The organism is Secundilactobacillus paracollinoides, from assembly GCF_001702155.1.
Classification (GTDB): domain Bacteria; phylum Bacillota; class Bacilli; order Lactobacillales; family Lactobacillaceae; genus Secundilactobacillus; species Secundilactobacillus paracollinoides.
Genome location: NZ_CP014912.1, coordinates 2,206,520 through 2,221,962 on the forward strand (window position 1 = coordinate 2,206,520; position 15,443 = coordinate 2,221,962).

Genomic DNA, 15,443 nt, shown 5'->3' on the forward strand with positions numbered 1-15,443 from the left:
TCGGCTTGGGGGACTTGACGCATCGCCGGATGAAAAAGTGATGTTGTGTGACGTCTTCAGGTGGGGGGCAATGTTGGGAGACCTAGGAGATCCTTGAATTTCTGCCAAGACATTCAATAGCTCCCCAGAGCGACCCACTTCAGCCTGCAGGGCCAAACGATGGAACGTAGCGGCATGTCAGCGCTATTTAACCCACCCAACCCAAACAGTCACCAAGCGACCGGTTGGGTTATGCGGGGAGGCAATGTTAGCAGATTTTATGGTGGCGTTAAGTTTGCATTGGTACCGTTGATCTCGATAGATAGCGCGGGATAAAAGGCCACAAAAAAGCCCCGAACCGAAGTCCGAGGCTAATGTTTCGTTCAAATAAATGCGATTTTAGAACAAGTGCATCATTGATGCAAATGGTGGAACCACGATATCAACAACGATTGAAATAACAACAACCGCGATAGAAGCCATGGCACCTTGGACAGAACCTAATTGAACGGCTTTGGCAGAACCAACGGTATGGCCGGCAGTCCCTAAACCTAAACCTGCTCCAACGGGGTCGCTGTTCAAACGGAAGATCTTGATCAAGAAGTCAGCTAAGGCGTAGATCAAGACGGCGTTTAAGATACATGCCATTGCGGTAACGGCTGAGTTCCCACCAACAGCGGCGGAAATCGGCATTGCGACGGCAGTGGTAGCAGCTTGTGGCAACATTGATGAGATCATCGTGTTGTTCAGGCCAGCAACCTTGGCAACGAAGTAGATGACGATCAATGAAATAACCATCCCGACGATTAATGATAGCACAATTTCAAGCCAGAACTTTTTGAAGACATCGTTCCGACGATATAGCGGAATGGCAAACGCGATAGTGGCAGGGTTCAAGAACCAGAATAAGATGTCACCACCGGGCTTGTATGCGGCCATGTAGAAGGTTGGCAGTGAAACACCGAACCATTTTGACAACAGCCAGAGAACAAAAATACCAAGAACCATACCAACGAATAAAGGCTGGAATAAGAAGAAACCATTACTAATTTTGAACAACCATTGCCCAATTAAGAAGACAACGAGCGATAGGAAGATACCGAAGAAGGCAATCCCACCGACTTTCGGGTCTAAGGCATTACCGAAAAAGTTAACCCAAGTCATTTAACTCAATCCTTTCTATATTGAGAGCTATCGAAACCTACTGAACGTCAGTACTCTTGTGGAAGACCTTACGGCTGATCCACATGAAGCATGCAGTAGTGTAAGCGATAACGACTAACAAGATGATGGTTGCTAAAATAATAACAACGATCAACATAACCCCAGTCAAAGCACCGTCGTCGGTGAAGACGTTAAGGGAATTAGCCATTTGCACCCCAGATGGGACGAATAAGAAGGCGATTAAACTAATTAAGAAATCAGCCATCTTTTCAACTTGGTAAAGCTTAATCGCGTGTGATGCCAATAAAACGTACATGAGAATCAAACCAATAACCGGTGTTGGCACTGGAAATGACTTTGGGAATAATGGTGAAATTAATGATGACACAAACAGAACGCAGGCAAAAATTGCCATTTGTTGTAAGATCGGTGCTGGTTCATGCTCAGCCTCCGTTGTATTGGCACTTTGTTGATTGCTTGCCATGGAAAAACACTCCTTTCAAAAATATATAAAACACTTTTCACAAACTTGCAAAGCGCTTTCACTTCACAGACCAATTATAATAAGTTTTCGTTAAAAAGGCAAGGAGATAGTCATAAACAGTTGTTGAAGATAGCGATTTCAATTGTGAAAAAGGTTATCACGTCAACATCTTTGCTCAAAAATTAATTAATATTATTTAGTTTTATCTCTCGGAAGATTGTCTTTACTGAAAGCGATTTGTATAATAGGAGACAGTATTTCACAGAAAGGAAGACGCTATGAAGTTCGAAATTATTGTCAGTTTAATTGCAACGATGATCTTTGCGGCAATTTTGACGCCGTTCATCCGCAAGCTTGCATTTCGGGTCGGGGCGGTGGATAATCCCAACGCTCGCCGAGTCAATAAAGTACCCATGCCAACTATGGGGGGCTTAGCCATCTTCCTGGCGTACACGTTTGCAACGGTGTTCTTATTACGCCAACAGATTTCCACCAAACAACTTTGGGGCGTCTTTGGTGGAGAATGTATCATCATCCTGACGGGCATTATTGATGACATTTTTGAATTGAAGCCTCGCCAAAAAGTATTGGGAATTTCGCTTGCAGCTTTGGAAGTTTACTTTGTTGCTGGGGTAAAAATGATTCATATCACGCTGCCATTTATCGGGAGCATTTCCCTTGGATGGCTGAGCTTACCTGTGACGTGGATCTGGATCTTAGCGATTACCAATGCGGTTAACTTGATCGACGGCCTGGATGGGCTGGCTGATGGTGTGGGCATCATCGCACTGTCAACGATGGGGATCACGGGGTTCTTTTTCTTAAATGTCGCTAATACGTTCGTCAGCATCAGTATTTTTGCGCTAGTTTTTGCGATGGTTGGCTTTCTCCCGTACAACTTTTTCCCGGCGCGAATTTATTTAGGAGATACAGGCTCCCTGTTTATCGGGTTTATGATCTCAGTCTTTTCACTGTATGGTCTGAAAAACGTGACGTTTATTTCGGTCATCATCCCAGTGATCATTTTGGGTGTGCCAATTACGGATACCGTGTACGCGATTCTGCGCCGGATGTTGAATCGCCAGCCGATCTCACACGCGGATAAGCACCATTTGCATCATCGACTGATGCAGCTGGGATTGACCCATCGGCAAACGGTGATGGTCATCTACGGCATCGCTTTGATTTTTGCCTTCATCTCATTACTATATCCAATTTCCCCGTTGTGGGGCGCTATCTTCCTAACGATTGCAAGTTTAGTTGGTCTGGAACTCTTCGTTGAAGCAATCGGTCTGGTGGGAAAGAATCGCCAGCCGTTGTTGAATTGGATCAATAAGATGGTTAAGAATACGACGTCGAAGAACTCGCATTAGAGAGTGGAGCAAGGCGGGTTAGGGGCGGTGTGTAACGGACTCTGGCAGAAAATCCCGGGTCTGGATTTTTTGCCAGAGTCCGTTACACGTTAGCCCCGTGCGGAACTCGTTTCGGCACAGTGGCCGAGAACGACAGCATAAAAAAATAGTCTGGGTCGAGGGGCAGAAAATCCCTGACCTGAATTGTTTGTCAAAGTCCGTTACACGATAGCCTCTCAGTCTTGCGGAACTCGTTTCGGCACGGTGGCCGAGAACGACAGCATAAAAAATAGTCTGGGTCGAGGGGCAGAAAATCCCTGGCCTGAATTGTTTGCCAAAGTCCGTTAAACGTCCACCCCGTGCCCTGCAAACCGGTTTTGACAAGGTGGCCAAGAAAGATAAGACGTCTGAGTCTTTTAGGATCATATAAGAAAAACCAAAAAAAGGATGCCAAATCAAAATCCAACCGGATAATGATTTGGCATCCTTTTCTATCCTCTAATTGAGCCGTTATTTAACCGAAACTGAAGCGCGCTTGCCCACAAGTCGCTGCAAAAAACGGCCAACCAACTGGTCAAACACCCAGCCAAGGAACAACGTGCTCACTAAAACAAAGCAGAAGTAGCGTACCGGTTGATGAGCAAGGACGGTGTGACGGCCGAGAATCATTGGCAACCGCTGCAACATGTAAATCGAGAACATTGCTGTGCCGCCAACGTAGCGATAGAACGGCGCTCGAATGGTTGTTTTCATTGCAAGGAAAACGAATAATAGCGGAAAACAGATGGCTGCAAATTGATAACTAATAAAAAATAGCCAACGATAGGGCGTTATTGCACATAAGATATAGAACCCGCAAAAGAGACTAAACGTCCATAAAAACAGGAGCCAGTAATGCCCCCAAGAGGATGTTAATCGTTTTTCAATGGGCTCATGGTATCGTGCAAACAACACGCCGCCTAAATAGCTAAAAATCGTTTCAGCATACCAGGGCGGCAGCTGTTTAACCGCAATGACTAAGTAGCAGCTTGTGCCGATGAACAGCAGTATGATCGCCCGATTTGGCTGACCAGGTGCAAGTTTAAATGCCACGTAGGTCAGCGCATACATGAGCAGAATTGCAAAGATGTACCAGCTACTGTTGCCAATCGTTGCCAACCCCAGATAGGCGAGGACGATTCTGCCAGGCGGAAAGGGAATCGCCATCGCAACCGACAAGACAAGATAAATTGTGACTGCAATCCGTTTAACAGGAAATGTCTCAAGATAGGCAGGACCACGTTTTTGAAGTTGAACCATCACGCCGTATCCTGAAAAGAATAGGAACGTGGTGACAATCAGCTCACCCTTAGTGGGCCATCCAAAGATTCGTGAGTGTTGACCAATGCTGCATCGGCGGCATGTAGGTGACAAGATGGCTGAATAAGACAAGCATCAAAAAGAGACCATTAATACTCGCGGTGGTTGTTCGGTTGAGATAGTCAGGTGAGGGGCCGCGCAGGTTTGGGCGGAGGCTGACGATAAAGACCAGGACAATAAGGAGTAGGATCGCATCCACGGATAAGACTTCCAATCTAGTATCAGTTTAGATTTAATTCTACATAAGTTTGGAAGCTCGTGAAACCTAAAAAACGAAAAAGGTCATTCGGTTCATTAATACTAACGGTCGCTATTGCTCATAAGTCGGCACGTCAACCTCGTTATAATGCTCGTCCCCTGCGATAATACGCACGTTGCCAGCAAGGCGATTCGTGATTTCAGTCTGAACGGCATCAATAGCGTCAAGATCCACCGCAATCTTAACGGTGACATCTGTCGCATAAGACGTATCCACAACGGGAATTGATTGCTGGGTGAGAAAATAACTGAGCTTATCAAAATCGGCGTATGACACGGTCATCGTCAGATCTTTTTGCAGCACCTTTTTAACGAGGCCGACTTGTTCGATGGCCCTTGAAGTTGCGTTACTGTAAGCCCGGATGAGGCCACCAGCACCGAGTTTGATATCGCCGAAGTAACGGGTCACAACGGCACAAACATCGTGAAGGTGCATCGTTTTTAACACTTCAAGGATGGGGATGCCAGCTGTTCCAGAGGGTTCGCCGTCGTCACTTTCTCGCTGGAGGTCATCATTTTGACCAGTCATGTAAGCAAAACAATTGTGCGTCGCCTTAGGATTAGCCTCACGCACATCTTGGATGAAGGCGTCTGCCTCTTCTTTAGAAGTCACGCGGCCAACCGTACAAACAAACCGAGACTTTTTGATTTCAATCTCGTTTTGTCCGGAGTGCTTAATTGTTAAATAATCTGAATTCATTCAATCAAATCCTTCTTTTCTATCGTAGTTAAGGGTAATAAGGGAGGTCGTCATGCTTATTCAAGAACTCAATCAACTCTATGGTCGGCAGATGCCTGAATCTGACTTACCAGAATCACTAGCTCAGTTGCCAACGCTGGAACGGCGGCCAGCAATTTTACTGACCGGCAAGCACGCCCAATGTCAGCGCTGTGGGCAGCCCATTGATCGTCGTGAAACGCAATTGCCGGACGGCAGCTGTTACTGTGGTAACTGTATCCAGCTAGGACGGATGCGGTCGACTGACAACCTGTGTTCTTTGCCCGAGCCGAATCGGTTTCCAGAAATGACCGCACCGTTGACTTGGACCGGTCAGTTAACGCCATTACAAGCTGGGTGCAGCAGCCAGATCCGCCAGTATTTTAAGTCCAGAGAAGATCACCTGATGTGGTCGGTTACTGGTGCTGGCAAGACTGAAATGCTCTTTGAAGGGATCGCCTGGGCGATTGCTAACGGTCTGCGAGTGGCCATTGCGTCACCGCGTGTCGATGTTTGTTTGGAACTCGCACCGCGACTAAAACAGGCCTTTTCAACCACGGACCAAGTGGTGCTTTATGGAGATATGCCAGACGATTATCGCTACTGCCAACTGACGATTTGTACCACCCACCAACTGCTTCGATTCTACCATGCTTTTGATGTTTTAGTGATCGACGAGGTGGACGCCTTTCCGTATGCGGCAGACCCGGGATTGCATTTTGCTGTTCAGCAGGCCAAAAAAACGGCCGGCGCGGCGCTTTATCTCACCGCAACACCAAGTCGACAACTGCTGCGGCAGGTGAAACGACATGAGCTGCAAGTGAGCTATCTGCCGGTAGGCCAATGGCGTAAGAAATTAGCGCAGCATCAATTGCCAACCGTTGTTGTGCGCCAACTAAAGGCGGCGTTTGTTGCGCACAGGCGCTTTCTATTCTTCGTGCCGCACATTGCTGATCTTGCCCCGATTGCGGCAGCCATTGAAGCCCAATTTGCAAATGAAAAGGCGGTCACAGTCTATTCGGCAGACCCTGAACGACACGTAAAGGTGCAGCAAATGCGCGATGGTCAGATTGACTTTTTATTGACTACGACAATTTTGGAGCGTGGGGTTACTTTTCCCGACATTGACGTGTTTGTTCTGGGGGCGGATGATCGGGTGTTTTCAACAGCGGCCCTTGTTCAAATTGCGGGTCGGGTGGGGCGAAGTGCCCAGGCACCAGAAGGCCTAGTTCAATTTTTTGTCACGGCCAAAACGGGCACGATTCGTCGTGCGCAGCAGCAGATCGAATTCGTGAATCGAAAGGCGAAACGACTGACGACACAGGAGGGGACTTAAATGAGCGCTTGTTTACTATGCGGGACGCCGCTGACTGCACCAATCAGTTTGACAACGCTGCTGTCGTTTCGTCCGCTAAAGGTCCCGGCAACTTGTCAGCGGTGTTGGCGCCGATTTTCGGTCATTGATCTAGTGAACCGGTGTCCTAAGTGCGGCCGCCAACAGGGAGACACCGATGTTTGTGGCGATTGTTTGCGGTGGCCAGCCAGTTCACCCTTTGTCAATCAAGCCTTATTTACTTACAATGATGCGCTGCAGGATTTTATGCTGCAATATAAATTTCGCGGCGATTACAGGCTCAGGCATGTTTTTCAAGAGGCGTTTAAAACGGCCATTAGACGCGCAACTCCTGATCTGGTTGTGCCCATTCCGATTCACCCGACCACGTTAGCGTCGCGCGGGTTTAATCAGGTGGCTGGGTTTCTTGAGGACGTTCAGGTTGCCGAACTGCTCACCACGGCGACTAGTTAAAAGCAACAACCGCAATCGAGTAAGTCCCGCCAAGAGCGATTACGGACACCACAACCGTTTAAATTAAATATTGAGCAAAAAAACAAGTGCGTCAATCAGCGTATTTTACTGGTGGATGACATCTACACAACTGGCACTACGATAAGGTTTGCAGCACATTTGTTAGCCGAAGCAGGGGCGGCTGAAGTGCATGGGTTGACACTTGCTCACGGATAAATTTTTATGCAATTCATTGTTAATTGTAGCGTTTTCATTTATAATAAATATAACAAAACAACATTAAGCTGAGTTAACATACTTGCTTAAATTAGCTTTTGTTTGTGTGGAAGGGAGAGAAGTTCTATGCTCACATTCAATATTCGTGGAGAAAACATCGAGGTTACCCAATCCATTCGCGACTACGTTCAAAAACGGATCAGTAAGCTTGAAAAGTACTTTGAGCAAAGCGTTGATTCGACTGCTCACGTTAATTTAAAGGTTTATCAAAATAAGGATTCAAAGGTGGAAGTTACGATTCCGCTACCTTATTTAACGTTGAGAGCCGAAGAAACTTCACCAGATCTGTATGCTAGTATCGATTTGGTCACCGACAAACTTGAGCGTCAGATTCGCAAGTACAAGACCAAGGTGAACCGCAAATCTCGTGAAAAAGGCTTTAAGAACTTTGAATTTACACCGAGTGAAGCAGCCGCTGCTGAAACAACGGATGAAGAATCCAAGTTAGAGGTTGTTCGGACAAAGCGGGTCTCTTTGAAACCAATGGATAACGAGGAAGCTATCCTTCAAATGGACATGCTGGGGCACGACTTCTTTATCTATGAAGACGCTGAAACCGATGGCGTCAACATTGTGTACCGTCGTAATGATGGGCGCTACGGCTTGATTGAAGCCGACAATGAATAACAGTGAACGAAAGGCACTCAGGACTGATGTTCTGGGTGTTTTTTTGCGTAGTACGATATACCTGAATCACGCATGGCTGGTATTTCTCTTCTTTATGGGGAGCTAAGCGCTTTCTTCCATCTATTGTGATTAAAATTATCTTACAAACTAATCCAGATGAGTTTTCAATTGTCATTATAAATGTTAAACTTATTGCTAGTATGCAATAAAACTCAAAAACTAGCACAACATAAGTTAAAAACGAGATTAATTTTGGAAGGAACTTAATATGCCAAACGTTTTAAGAAAATGGGTCGAAAGTGATAAGCGCGAACTCCGGCGAATCAGCAAGTGGGCTGATCAAGTGAACAGTCATGCCGAAGAATACGCGGCACTTTCTGACGAAGATCTACAAGCAAAAACCCCTGAATTCCAACAACGCTACCAAGATGGCGAAACGTTGGATGAGTTACTACCAGAAGCTTTCGCCGTTGCCCGTGAAGGGGCTAAGCGGGTCTTAGGCCTCTATCCATTCCACGTTCAGGTCATGGGTGGGATCGTGCTTCATGAAGGTAACATTGCCGAAATGAAGACTGGTGAAGGAAAAACCTTGACCGCTACCATGCCCGTGTACCTGAATGCCATTTCCGGCAAAGGGGTTCACGTTGTTACGGTTAACGAATATCTGTCTTCACGTGATGCCACTGAAATGGGCGAACTCTATTCATGGCTTGGTCTGACCGTTGGGTTGAACCTGGCCGAAATGTCACCAGAAGAAAAGCGGGAAGCCTACAACGCCGATATTACGTATTCAACAAACTCAGAAATTGGGTTTGACTACCTGCGTGATAACATGGTCGTTTACAAGGACGACATGGTGCAACGGCCACTGAACTTTGCCATTGTCGATGAAGTTGACTCCATCCTCATTGACGAAGCGCGGACACCGTTGATCATTTCTGGCCAATCTGAAGGCACTTCACAGCTCTATATTCGGACTAACCGGTTTGCAAAGACGCTGCACGAAGACGATGATTTCAAGATCGACTTGGAATCTAAGAGTGTGTCGTTAACTGAACAGGGTATTGCTAAAGCTGAAAAATATTTCAACTTAAACAACCTTTATGATACTGACAACACAGCCCTGACTCACCATATGGACCAAGCGCTGCGGGCCAACTTTATCATGCTGCGCGATAAGGATTACGTGGTTGACGATGGTGAAGTTAAGATCGTTGATTCATTTACCGGTCGTGTTATGGAAGGTCGGCGTTATTCTGATGGCTTGCACCAAGCCATTGAAGCCAAGGAAGGCGTGGACATTCAAGAAGAGTCCAAGACCATGGCCAACATCACGTACCAAAACATGTTCCGGATGTATCAAAAACTTGCCGGCATGACTGGTACTGCTCGGACTGAAATTGAAGAATTCCGGGAAATCTACAACATGGAAGTTATTTCGGTGCCAACCAACAAACCGGTTGTTCGGATCGATGAACCAGATGTGTTGTACCCAACCCTGAAGTCGAAGTTCGATGCCGTTGTCGATCGGATTCGTGAGCTAAATGAAAAGGGTCAACCGATCTTAATTGGGACGGTTGCCGTTGAAACGTCCGAATACCTTTCTGATCAACTGGATCAGGCAGGCATTGACCACGTTGTTTTGAACGCGAAGAACCATGCAAAGGAAGCCGACATCATCATGAATGCCGGCCAACGCGGCGCCGTTACCATTGCTACCAACATGGCTGGTCGTGGGACTGATATTAAGCTTGGACCGGGCGTTCGTGAATTGGGCGGACTCGTTGTCCTTGGGACTGAACGACACGAATCACGGCGGATCGATAACCAACTTCGTGGCCGTTCTGGTCGTCAAGGGGATCCTGGTTTGACCCAGTTCTACCTGTCGCTTGAAGATGATCTGATGCGGCGGTTCGGAACTGACCGGGTCAAATCCTTCTTGGAACACATGAACGTTGAAGGTGAAGATGCCGTCATCAAGAGCCGGATGATCAGTCGTCAAGTTGAATCAGCGCAGAAGCGGGTTGAAGGGAACAACTATGATTCCCGGAAGAACGTGCTGCAATACGATGACGTGATGCGGGCACAACGTGAAGTCATTTACGGCCAACGGCAACAAGTCATTGACGAGACTGACTCTTTGAAGTGGGTCATCATGCCAATGTTTGAACGGACTATCGACCGGGTCGTTAACCTGCACACACAGGGGGAAGACAAGGATTGGGACTTGAGTACGATCCTCGACTTTGCTATTTCCGCTTTGGTGAGTCCAGATAAGATCAAACTGGATGACCTGAAGGATAAGACTGCTGACGAAATTAAGAAGTTCTTGATGGGGTTGGCAGAAGGTGTCTATGATGAAAAGAAGGAACAACTTTACGACCCAGCCCAAATGCTGGAATTCGAAAAAGTGGTGATCTTACGAGTGGTCGATGCCCATTGGACGGACCACATTGACATCATGGATCAACTGCGGACTTCAATTGGGCTTCGTGGTTATGGTCAATTGAACCCCTTAGTTGAATACCAACAAGATGGGTACCGGATGTTTGAGGAAATGATTGCCGACATCGATTACGATGCCACACGGCTGTTCATGAAGTCAGAAATTCGACAAAACATTACGCGTGAGTAATTTAAAATTAAACCAAGAAGGGGTTGGACAGGTTGTAATGGCCGCCAACCTCTTTTATTGATAACTGGAGTGATTTACATGGAAATCAGCGATATTAAACGCGACTTAAAAGCCATGGCAGACGAGATTGCCGGCTTTGGGAGGTCGCTTTGACTTAGATGCCCTCAACGAGAGTATCTCGATCAATGAATCAAAAATGGCAGAACCTGGATTTTGGGACAACCAGGCGGCTGCCCAAAAGCTGATTGATGAAAATAATCAGCTTAAGGGTAAGGTAGATGCTTATCACGATTTGACAGATCAATTGGAAAACATTCAGGTTGCCATTGAATTATTGGAAGATGAACCCACACCGGATCCTGATATGAAGGCAGAACTGGATGAGAGTTTTAAAAAACTCCAACACGACCAGCAACAGTATCGGCTTGGCCTCCTGTTGAATGGTCCCTATGACCATAACAACGCCATTTTGGAAATTCATCCAGGCGCAGGCGGCACTGAATCGCAGGACTGGGGATCCATGCTTTTGCGGATGTATACACGATGGGCTGAACAGCATGGGTTTAAGGTTGAAACGTTGGACTACCAGGCCGGCGACGTTGCCGGAATTAACAGTGTGACACTCCTGATCTCAGGGCACAATGCCTATGGGTATTTACGGTCGGAGAAGGGCGTTCATCGATTAGTCCGGATCTCACCATTTGATTCAGCTGGTCGGCGTCACACCTCGTTTGCGTCAGTCGATGTCTTGCCGGAACTTGATGATTCGGTCAACATTGACATTAATCCAGCAGACCTGAAAGTTGACGTTTACCGGGCAAGTGGTGCCGGTGGCCAACACGTTAACAAAACGTCATCAGCTGTTCGAATCACACATATCCCAACCGGTATCGTTGTCGCCAGTCAGGCCCAGCGGTCACAGTTGCAAAACCGGCAAACCGCGTTGGGCATGTTGCGGGCTAAGTTGTACGAACGTGAAGAGGAAAAGAAAGCTAAGGAAAAGGCGGCGCTGGAAGGCGACCAAATGGACATTGGCTGGGGCTCACAGATTCGTTCCTATGTCTTCCACCCGTATACGATGGTCAAGGATCACCGAACCAACTACGAAACAGGCAATGGGCAGGCAGTGATGGATGGGGATTTGGATCCATTTATTAATGCTTACTTGCAGTATCGGTTGGAGGGGGAGAATCCGAGATAGAGCGTGAAGCAAGGCGTTTTGAGGGCGGAGCATAAGCCAACTCTGGCAGAAAATCCCGGTCCTGGATTTTTTGCCAGAGTTGGCTTATGCAGTAGCCCTCAGCCTTGCTGAACGCGTTTCCACTAGATAAAAGCAAAGCACGTCGCAAGTAGCACTCTTATAACAAGAACCACGACCCTGGATTTTTGCCAGAGTTGGCTTATGCAGTAGCCCTCAGCCTTGCTGAACGCGTTTCCACTAGATAAAAGCAAAGCACGTCGCAAGTAGCACTCTTATAACAAGAACCACGACCCTGGATTTTTTGCCAGAGTTGGCCTACGCAGTAGCCCCTTGCCCTGCTGAACGCGTTTCCACTAGATAGAAGCAAAGCACGTCGCAAGTAGCACGCTGATAACAAGAACCACAAACTAGGCATTTTAGCCAGAGTCGCTTACCCGATAGCTGACAGCCATGCTGAACAAACCATCACAAAAAGAACTATCCGTAAGTTTCCAACACACGGATAGTTCTTTTTGTGTCAACAACCGTTTCTTCAAATTCAATAAAGTTCCTAAAGCGCTCCCTCTATCATCAACCCGCATTAACTGGTATCATAATAAGGTATGGTATAGGCAGTGATATAAATTATATAAATTGTAGGTGGCAGTGATGAGGATAATTTTGCTAGTCTTGACGTTGGTTGCGCAACCAGTTTGGTGGCTTGGGTTGATTCGGGAGTGGTTTACGGCTGATCGGCGGTTAACTGCTGAGCGTCGGTTCTTTGGGAGCGCTGTGTATCAGGATAAATTTGAAGTGCGTCACTTTGTGTTACTAAGTCTGAGCTACGGTGTTTTAGCGTCGGTCATTTCAGTGCTGTTGGGGATTACGATTCCAATCGGCTGGGCTATTGGGTACATGATTTTGAGTCTGCTGGCCGTTATCATCGGTCCAGCAGCGGGGATTCCAATCACAGTACTCACAATTTCGGTGCTGTGTTATCAGGTAGTGGACCCGGTTAAACAAGTGACCGGTGTTGACACTTGGTTGCAAACTACCGGCATTCATCCAAGTGAAACGACCATGATCGGGCTATTAGCGGTCATGGTGGTGACGCTCTTCATTGGCGGTCTGTGGGTGCACCGAATCGGCGGTCGCTTTGAAGCACCGCGAATCTATTCGCAACGGCGAGGTAAGTTGATTGCGGGATACCGTTTCAATGAATTATTAGTGGTGCCGATGCTCGTCATGGTGCCAGGCGATTGGTTTACCAGTCATCTTGCATTCTGGCCGGTTTTAAACATCAACCACCAATCGGTGACGTTTATCTTCTTACCACTATTGATCGGGCTTCGAATGACGATCTTTAAACAGATGCAACGTGCCGCACTGAAACGGTTTGCAAAGTGGGAACTGATCATTAGCGCGCTCGGGGGACTGCTATTGATTGGGTCATTCTTTTATTCGGCCGTCTTTTTGCCAGCTGTCGTTGGGTTGTATCTGTTTTACTTAATTTTGCTTGTGTGGACACGCTGGCATGACCGTCACCAGTCCTTCTGGTTTTCAAAGGTCGACCGCGGTGTGCGAGTGCTAGGTATCAAGCCTGAAACACCAGCTGCCAAGATGGCAATCAATACCGGCGACATCATTGTGGAATGTAACCACGAACCGGTCAACTCTGAAACTGAATTTTACGAAGCACTGTTACTGAATTCAACATACTGTCACCTGCGGCTGCAAACGCCTCAGGGAGATTTGAAGGTCACGGAAACGGCCATCTTTGCGGGATCACCCCATGAAATCGGAATCGTTATTTTTCGTGACGCGACCCATTAAAATACAACTGCACCATTAACGTTGCCGCTCTGTTGTTAGGATTTTCGCCTAGGAGGGCCCTATGCAAAAGATTTTAGTTGTTGATGATGAACCAGCAATCGTAACGTTACTGAGTTATAACCTGACCCAGGCGAACTACGATGTCGAGACCGCGATGAACGGCAACGATGCGCTGGCACTTGCGACGAGTCAAACGTTCGATGCCATCTTGCTCGATCTCATGTTACCGGGCATGGATGGCGTGGAAGTGACGCGCAAATTACGCCAGGAACGAATTGCGACCCCAATTATTATGATTACGGCTAAAACGGATGAATTTGATAAAGTATTTGGATTAGAGATCGGCGCGGATGATTACATTACAAAGCCCTTTAGTCCCAGAGAAGTCATTGCCAGACTTAAGGCAGTGTTACGGCGCTACCAGAACGTCCCAGAAGACTTCGCCACAAGTTTGACCTCTCAAATGATTCAGATTGGCGACATTGTGATCGATACGGCCAAAGTAACGGTGAGACGCCGCGGCGAGCGGGTACAGTTGACACCCAAGGAGTACGAGTTGCTCTTGTACTTAGCGAAACGCCCGCATCAAGTTTTAAAACGCGACCAGTTGCTGGAGGGCGTTTGGGGGTTTGACTATGCCGGTCAAACGCGAATGGTGGACGTGCATATGTCTCATCTGCGTGATAAGTTGGAACCGGACCCTAAGCACCCAATTTACTTAAAGACGGTTCGGGGCTTCGGTTATCGGCTTGAGGCCCCGCTTCATGATTAGACGGGGACTTTCAGCCTATGCGATTTTTCTCGCGAGCGACCTTGTCATTAGCTGGCTGATCATTGGCATGGTGTTGCACGAGACGTTGTCACTGACGCAGTGGGGTCAAATTTTGACCGTTAATTTGGTGATTGCAATTGTGGAGATGCTGGCTGCCGTCAGAGTGTTACGGGTGCGCGAACAAAAAATTGCGGCCATGACGCGTAAAGTCCAGGGGATGTTGCAAAATGAAGAACCAGCGCACATTCTATTGAAGAAGACGGATCCTTATTATGACTTGACGATGACGATTAACCAGCTGCAGACACATCAACAACAATTGTTGCGGGAAAAGGCCCAACAGGGAGAAGAGTTGAAACTGTTGCTGTCCTACCTGCCCATTGGGGTGATGGTGATCGACAACTACCGAAAAGTTGAATTAGCGAACGCGGCGATGGCTGAGTTGTTGCAGGTGCCGATCAGTCCGCACCGGCACCCGTTTGCCCAAGATATTCAGCAGTACGAACTGGTGGCACTGATCAACAAAGTCTTTGAGGATAAGGAGACTCGGCGGCAAGTGATTACGCTACCGGGGATGCCCACCGAAAAAAGGGTTGAGGCGACGGTGGTGTATACATCCACGAGTGAGGACTTTTTCCAGATTCTGGTGCTGCTCTATGATATTACTGAGATTTTTACCGTTGAGCAGATGCAAATGGACTTCTTAACGAATGCCTCGCATGAATTAAAGACGCCGGTCACGGCGATTAACGGCTTTGCTGAAACTTTGCTGGACGGGGCAAAGGACGATCCAGCAATTCTTGATCAATTTTTGAAGATCATTCAACAAGAGAGTCAGCAGCTATCGGAACTGGTTCAGGATATTTTGTCGCTGTCACGCATTGAGTCTCAGTCGGTGACCCAACACGACCTCACGAGGGTGCACTTGGGCGCCATGATCGATGACCAGTTTAAAGTGTTGCAACAATTGGCAGAGATGAAGCACGTGACCCTGATCAA

The 15,443-nt window shown here is 47.3% G+C and carries 13 protein-coding genes and 1 pseudogene; 10 read left to right on the top strand and 4 right to left on the bottom strand.

Annotated elements, in window-relative coordinates:
• Window positions 1-378: 378 nt before the first annotated feature.
• Together lrgB and AYR61_RS09480 are read right to left on the bottom strand one after the other, a co-directional pair.
• Entirely contained in the window at window positions 379-1,143 is a 765-nt protein-coding gene (lrgB, locus tag AYR61_RS09475; RefSeq protein ID WP_065902764.1) for an antiholin-like protein LrgB, read from the bottom strand.
• 37 nt (window positions 1,144-1,180) lie between these two features.
• On the bottom strand, window positions 1,181-1,627 hold the full coding sequence (locus AYR61_RS09480) for a CidA/LrgA family protein (protein ID WP_065902765.1): 447 nt from the start codon (window positions 1,625-1,627) through the stop codon (window positions 1,181-1,183).
• Between the two features lie 278 nt (window positions 1,628-1,905).
• On the opposite strand from AYR61_RS09480, the gene AYR61_RS09485 reads away from it, so the two are divergent.
• Window positions 1,906-3,000 carry a glycosyltransferase family 4 protein gene (locus AYR61_RS09485; RefSeq protein ID WP_065902766.1) on the top strand — a complete coding sequence of 365 codons (1,095 nt, stop codon included), beginning with the start codon at window positions 1,906-1,908 and terminating at the stop codon, window positions 2,998-3,000.
• 489 nt (window positions 3,001-3,489) lie between these two features.
• On the opposite strand, the gene AYR61_RS09490 is transcribed toward AYR61_RS09485, so the two are convergent.
• Together AYR61_RS09490 and AYR61_RS09500 are read right to left on the bottom strand one after the other, a co-directional pair.
• Window positions 3,490-4,410 carry an acyltransferase family protein gene (locus AYR61_RS09490; RefSeq protein ID WP_404814626.1) on the bottom strand — a complete coding sequence of 307 codons (921 nt, stop codon included), beginning with the start codon at window positions 4,408-4,410 and terminating at the stop codon, window positions 3,490-3,492.
• Window positions 4,411-4,648: 238 nt separating this feature from the next.
• Window positions 4,649-5,296: a YigZ family protein gene (locus tag AYR61_RS09500; RefSeq protein WP_065902770.1), complete on the bottom strand. Its 648-nt coding sequence runs from the start codon at window positions 5,294-5,296 to the stop codon at window positions 4,649-4,651.
• 52 nt (window positions 5,297-5,348) lie between these two features.
• On the opposite strand from AYR61_RS09500, the gene AYR61_RS09505 reads away from it, so the two are divergent.
• The 9 genes and pseudogenes from AYR61_RS09505 to AYR61_RS15890 all read left to right on the top strand — a co-directional run.
• Complete coding sequence (locus AYR61_RS09505) at window positions 5,349-6,650, top strand: DEAD/DEAH box helicase (protein ID WP_065902772.1); 1,302 nt, start codon at window positions 5,349-5,351, stop codon at window positions 6,648-6,650.
• Complete coding sequence (locus AYR61_RS09510; protein ID WP_225353176.1) at window positions 6,651-7,121, top strand: hypothetical protein; 471 nt, start codon at window positions 6,651-6,653, stop codon at window positions 7,119-7,121.
• A 69-nt stretch (window positions 7,122-7,190) separates the two neighbouring features.
• A complete protein-coding gene (locus AYR61_RS15555) occupies window positions 7,191-7,337 on the top strand; it encodes a ComF family protein (RefSeq protein WP_225353177.1) in 147 nt (48 codons plus the stop codon).
• Window positions 7,338-7,463: 126 nt separating this feature from the next.
• A complete protein-coding gene (hpf, locus tag AYR61_RS09515; protein ID WP_065902774.1) occupies window positions 7,464-8,024 on the top strand; it encodes a ribosome hibernation-promoting factor, HPF/YfiA family in 561 nt (186 codons plus the stop codon).
• A gap of 268 nt (window positions 8,025-8,292) precedes the next feature.
• Window positions 8,293-10,659 carry a preprotein translocase subunit SecA gene (secA, locus tag AYR61_RS09520; RefSeq protein WP_065902776.1) on the top strand — a complete coding sequence of 789 codons (2,367 nt, stop codon included), beginning with the start codon at window positions 8,293-8,295 and terminating at the stop codon, window positions 10,657-10,659.
• A gap of 78 nt (window positions 10,660-10,737) precedes the next feature.
• Window positions 10,738-11,860, top strand: a protein-coding gene (gene prfB, locus AYR61_RS09525) for a peptide chain release factor 2 (RefSeq protein ID WP_156770475.1) whose coding sequence is annotated in 2 segments (ribosomal slippage) — window positions 10,738-10,809 and window positions 10,811-11,860 — 1,122 coding nt in all. Because the reading frame shifts where the segments join, the coding sequence is not laid out codon by codon here.
• A 648-nt stretch (window positions 11,861-12,508) separates the two neighbouring features.
• Entirely contained in the window at window positions 12,509-13,672 is a 1,164-nt protein-coding gene (locus AYR61_RS09530; RefSeq protein WP_065902780.1) for a PDZ domain-containing protein, read from the top strand.
• Between the two features lie 61 nt (window positions 13,673-13,733).
• On the top strand, window positions 13,734-14,444 hold the full coding sequence (locus AYR61_RS09535; protein ID WP_065902782.1) for a response regulator transcription factor: 711 nt from the start codon (window positions 13,734-13,736) through the stop codon (window positions 14,442-14,444).
• Between the two features lie 694 nt (window positions 14,445-15,138).
• Window positions 15,139-15,273 (top strand): annotated as a pseudogene (locus AYR61_RS15890) (histidine kinase dimerization/phospho-acceptor domain-containing protein); the annotation flags it as partial.
• Window positions 15,274-15,443: the final 170 nt, after the last annotated feature.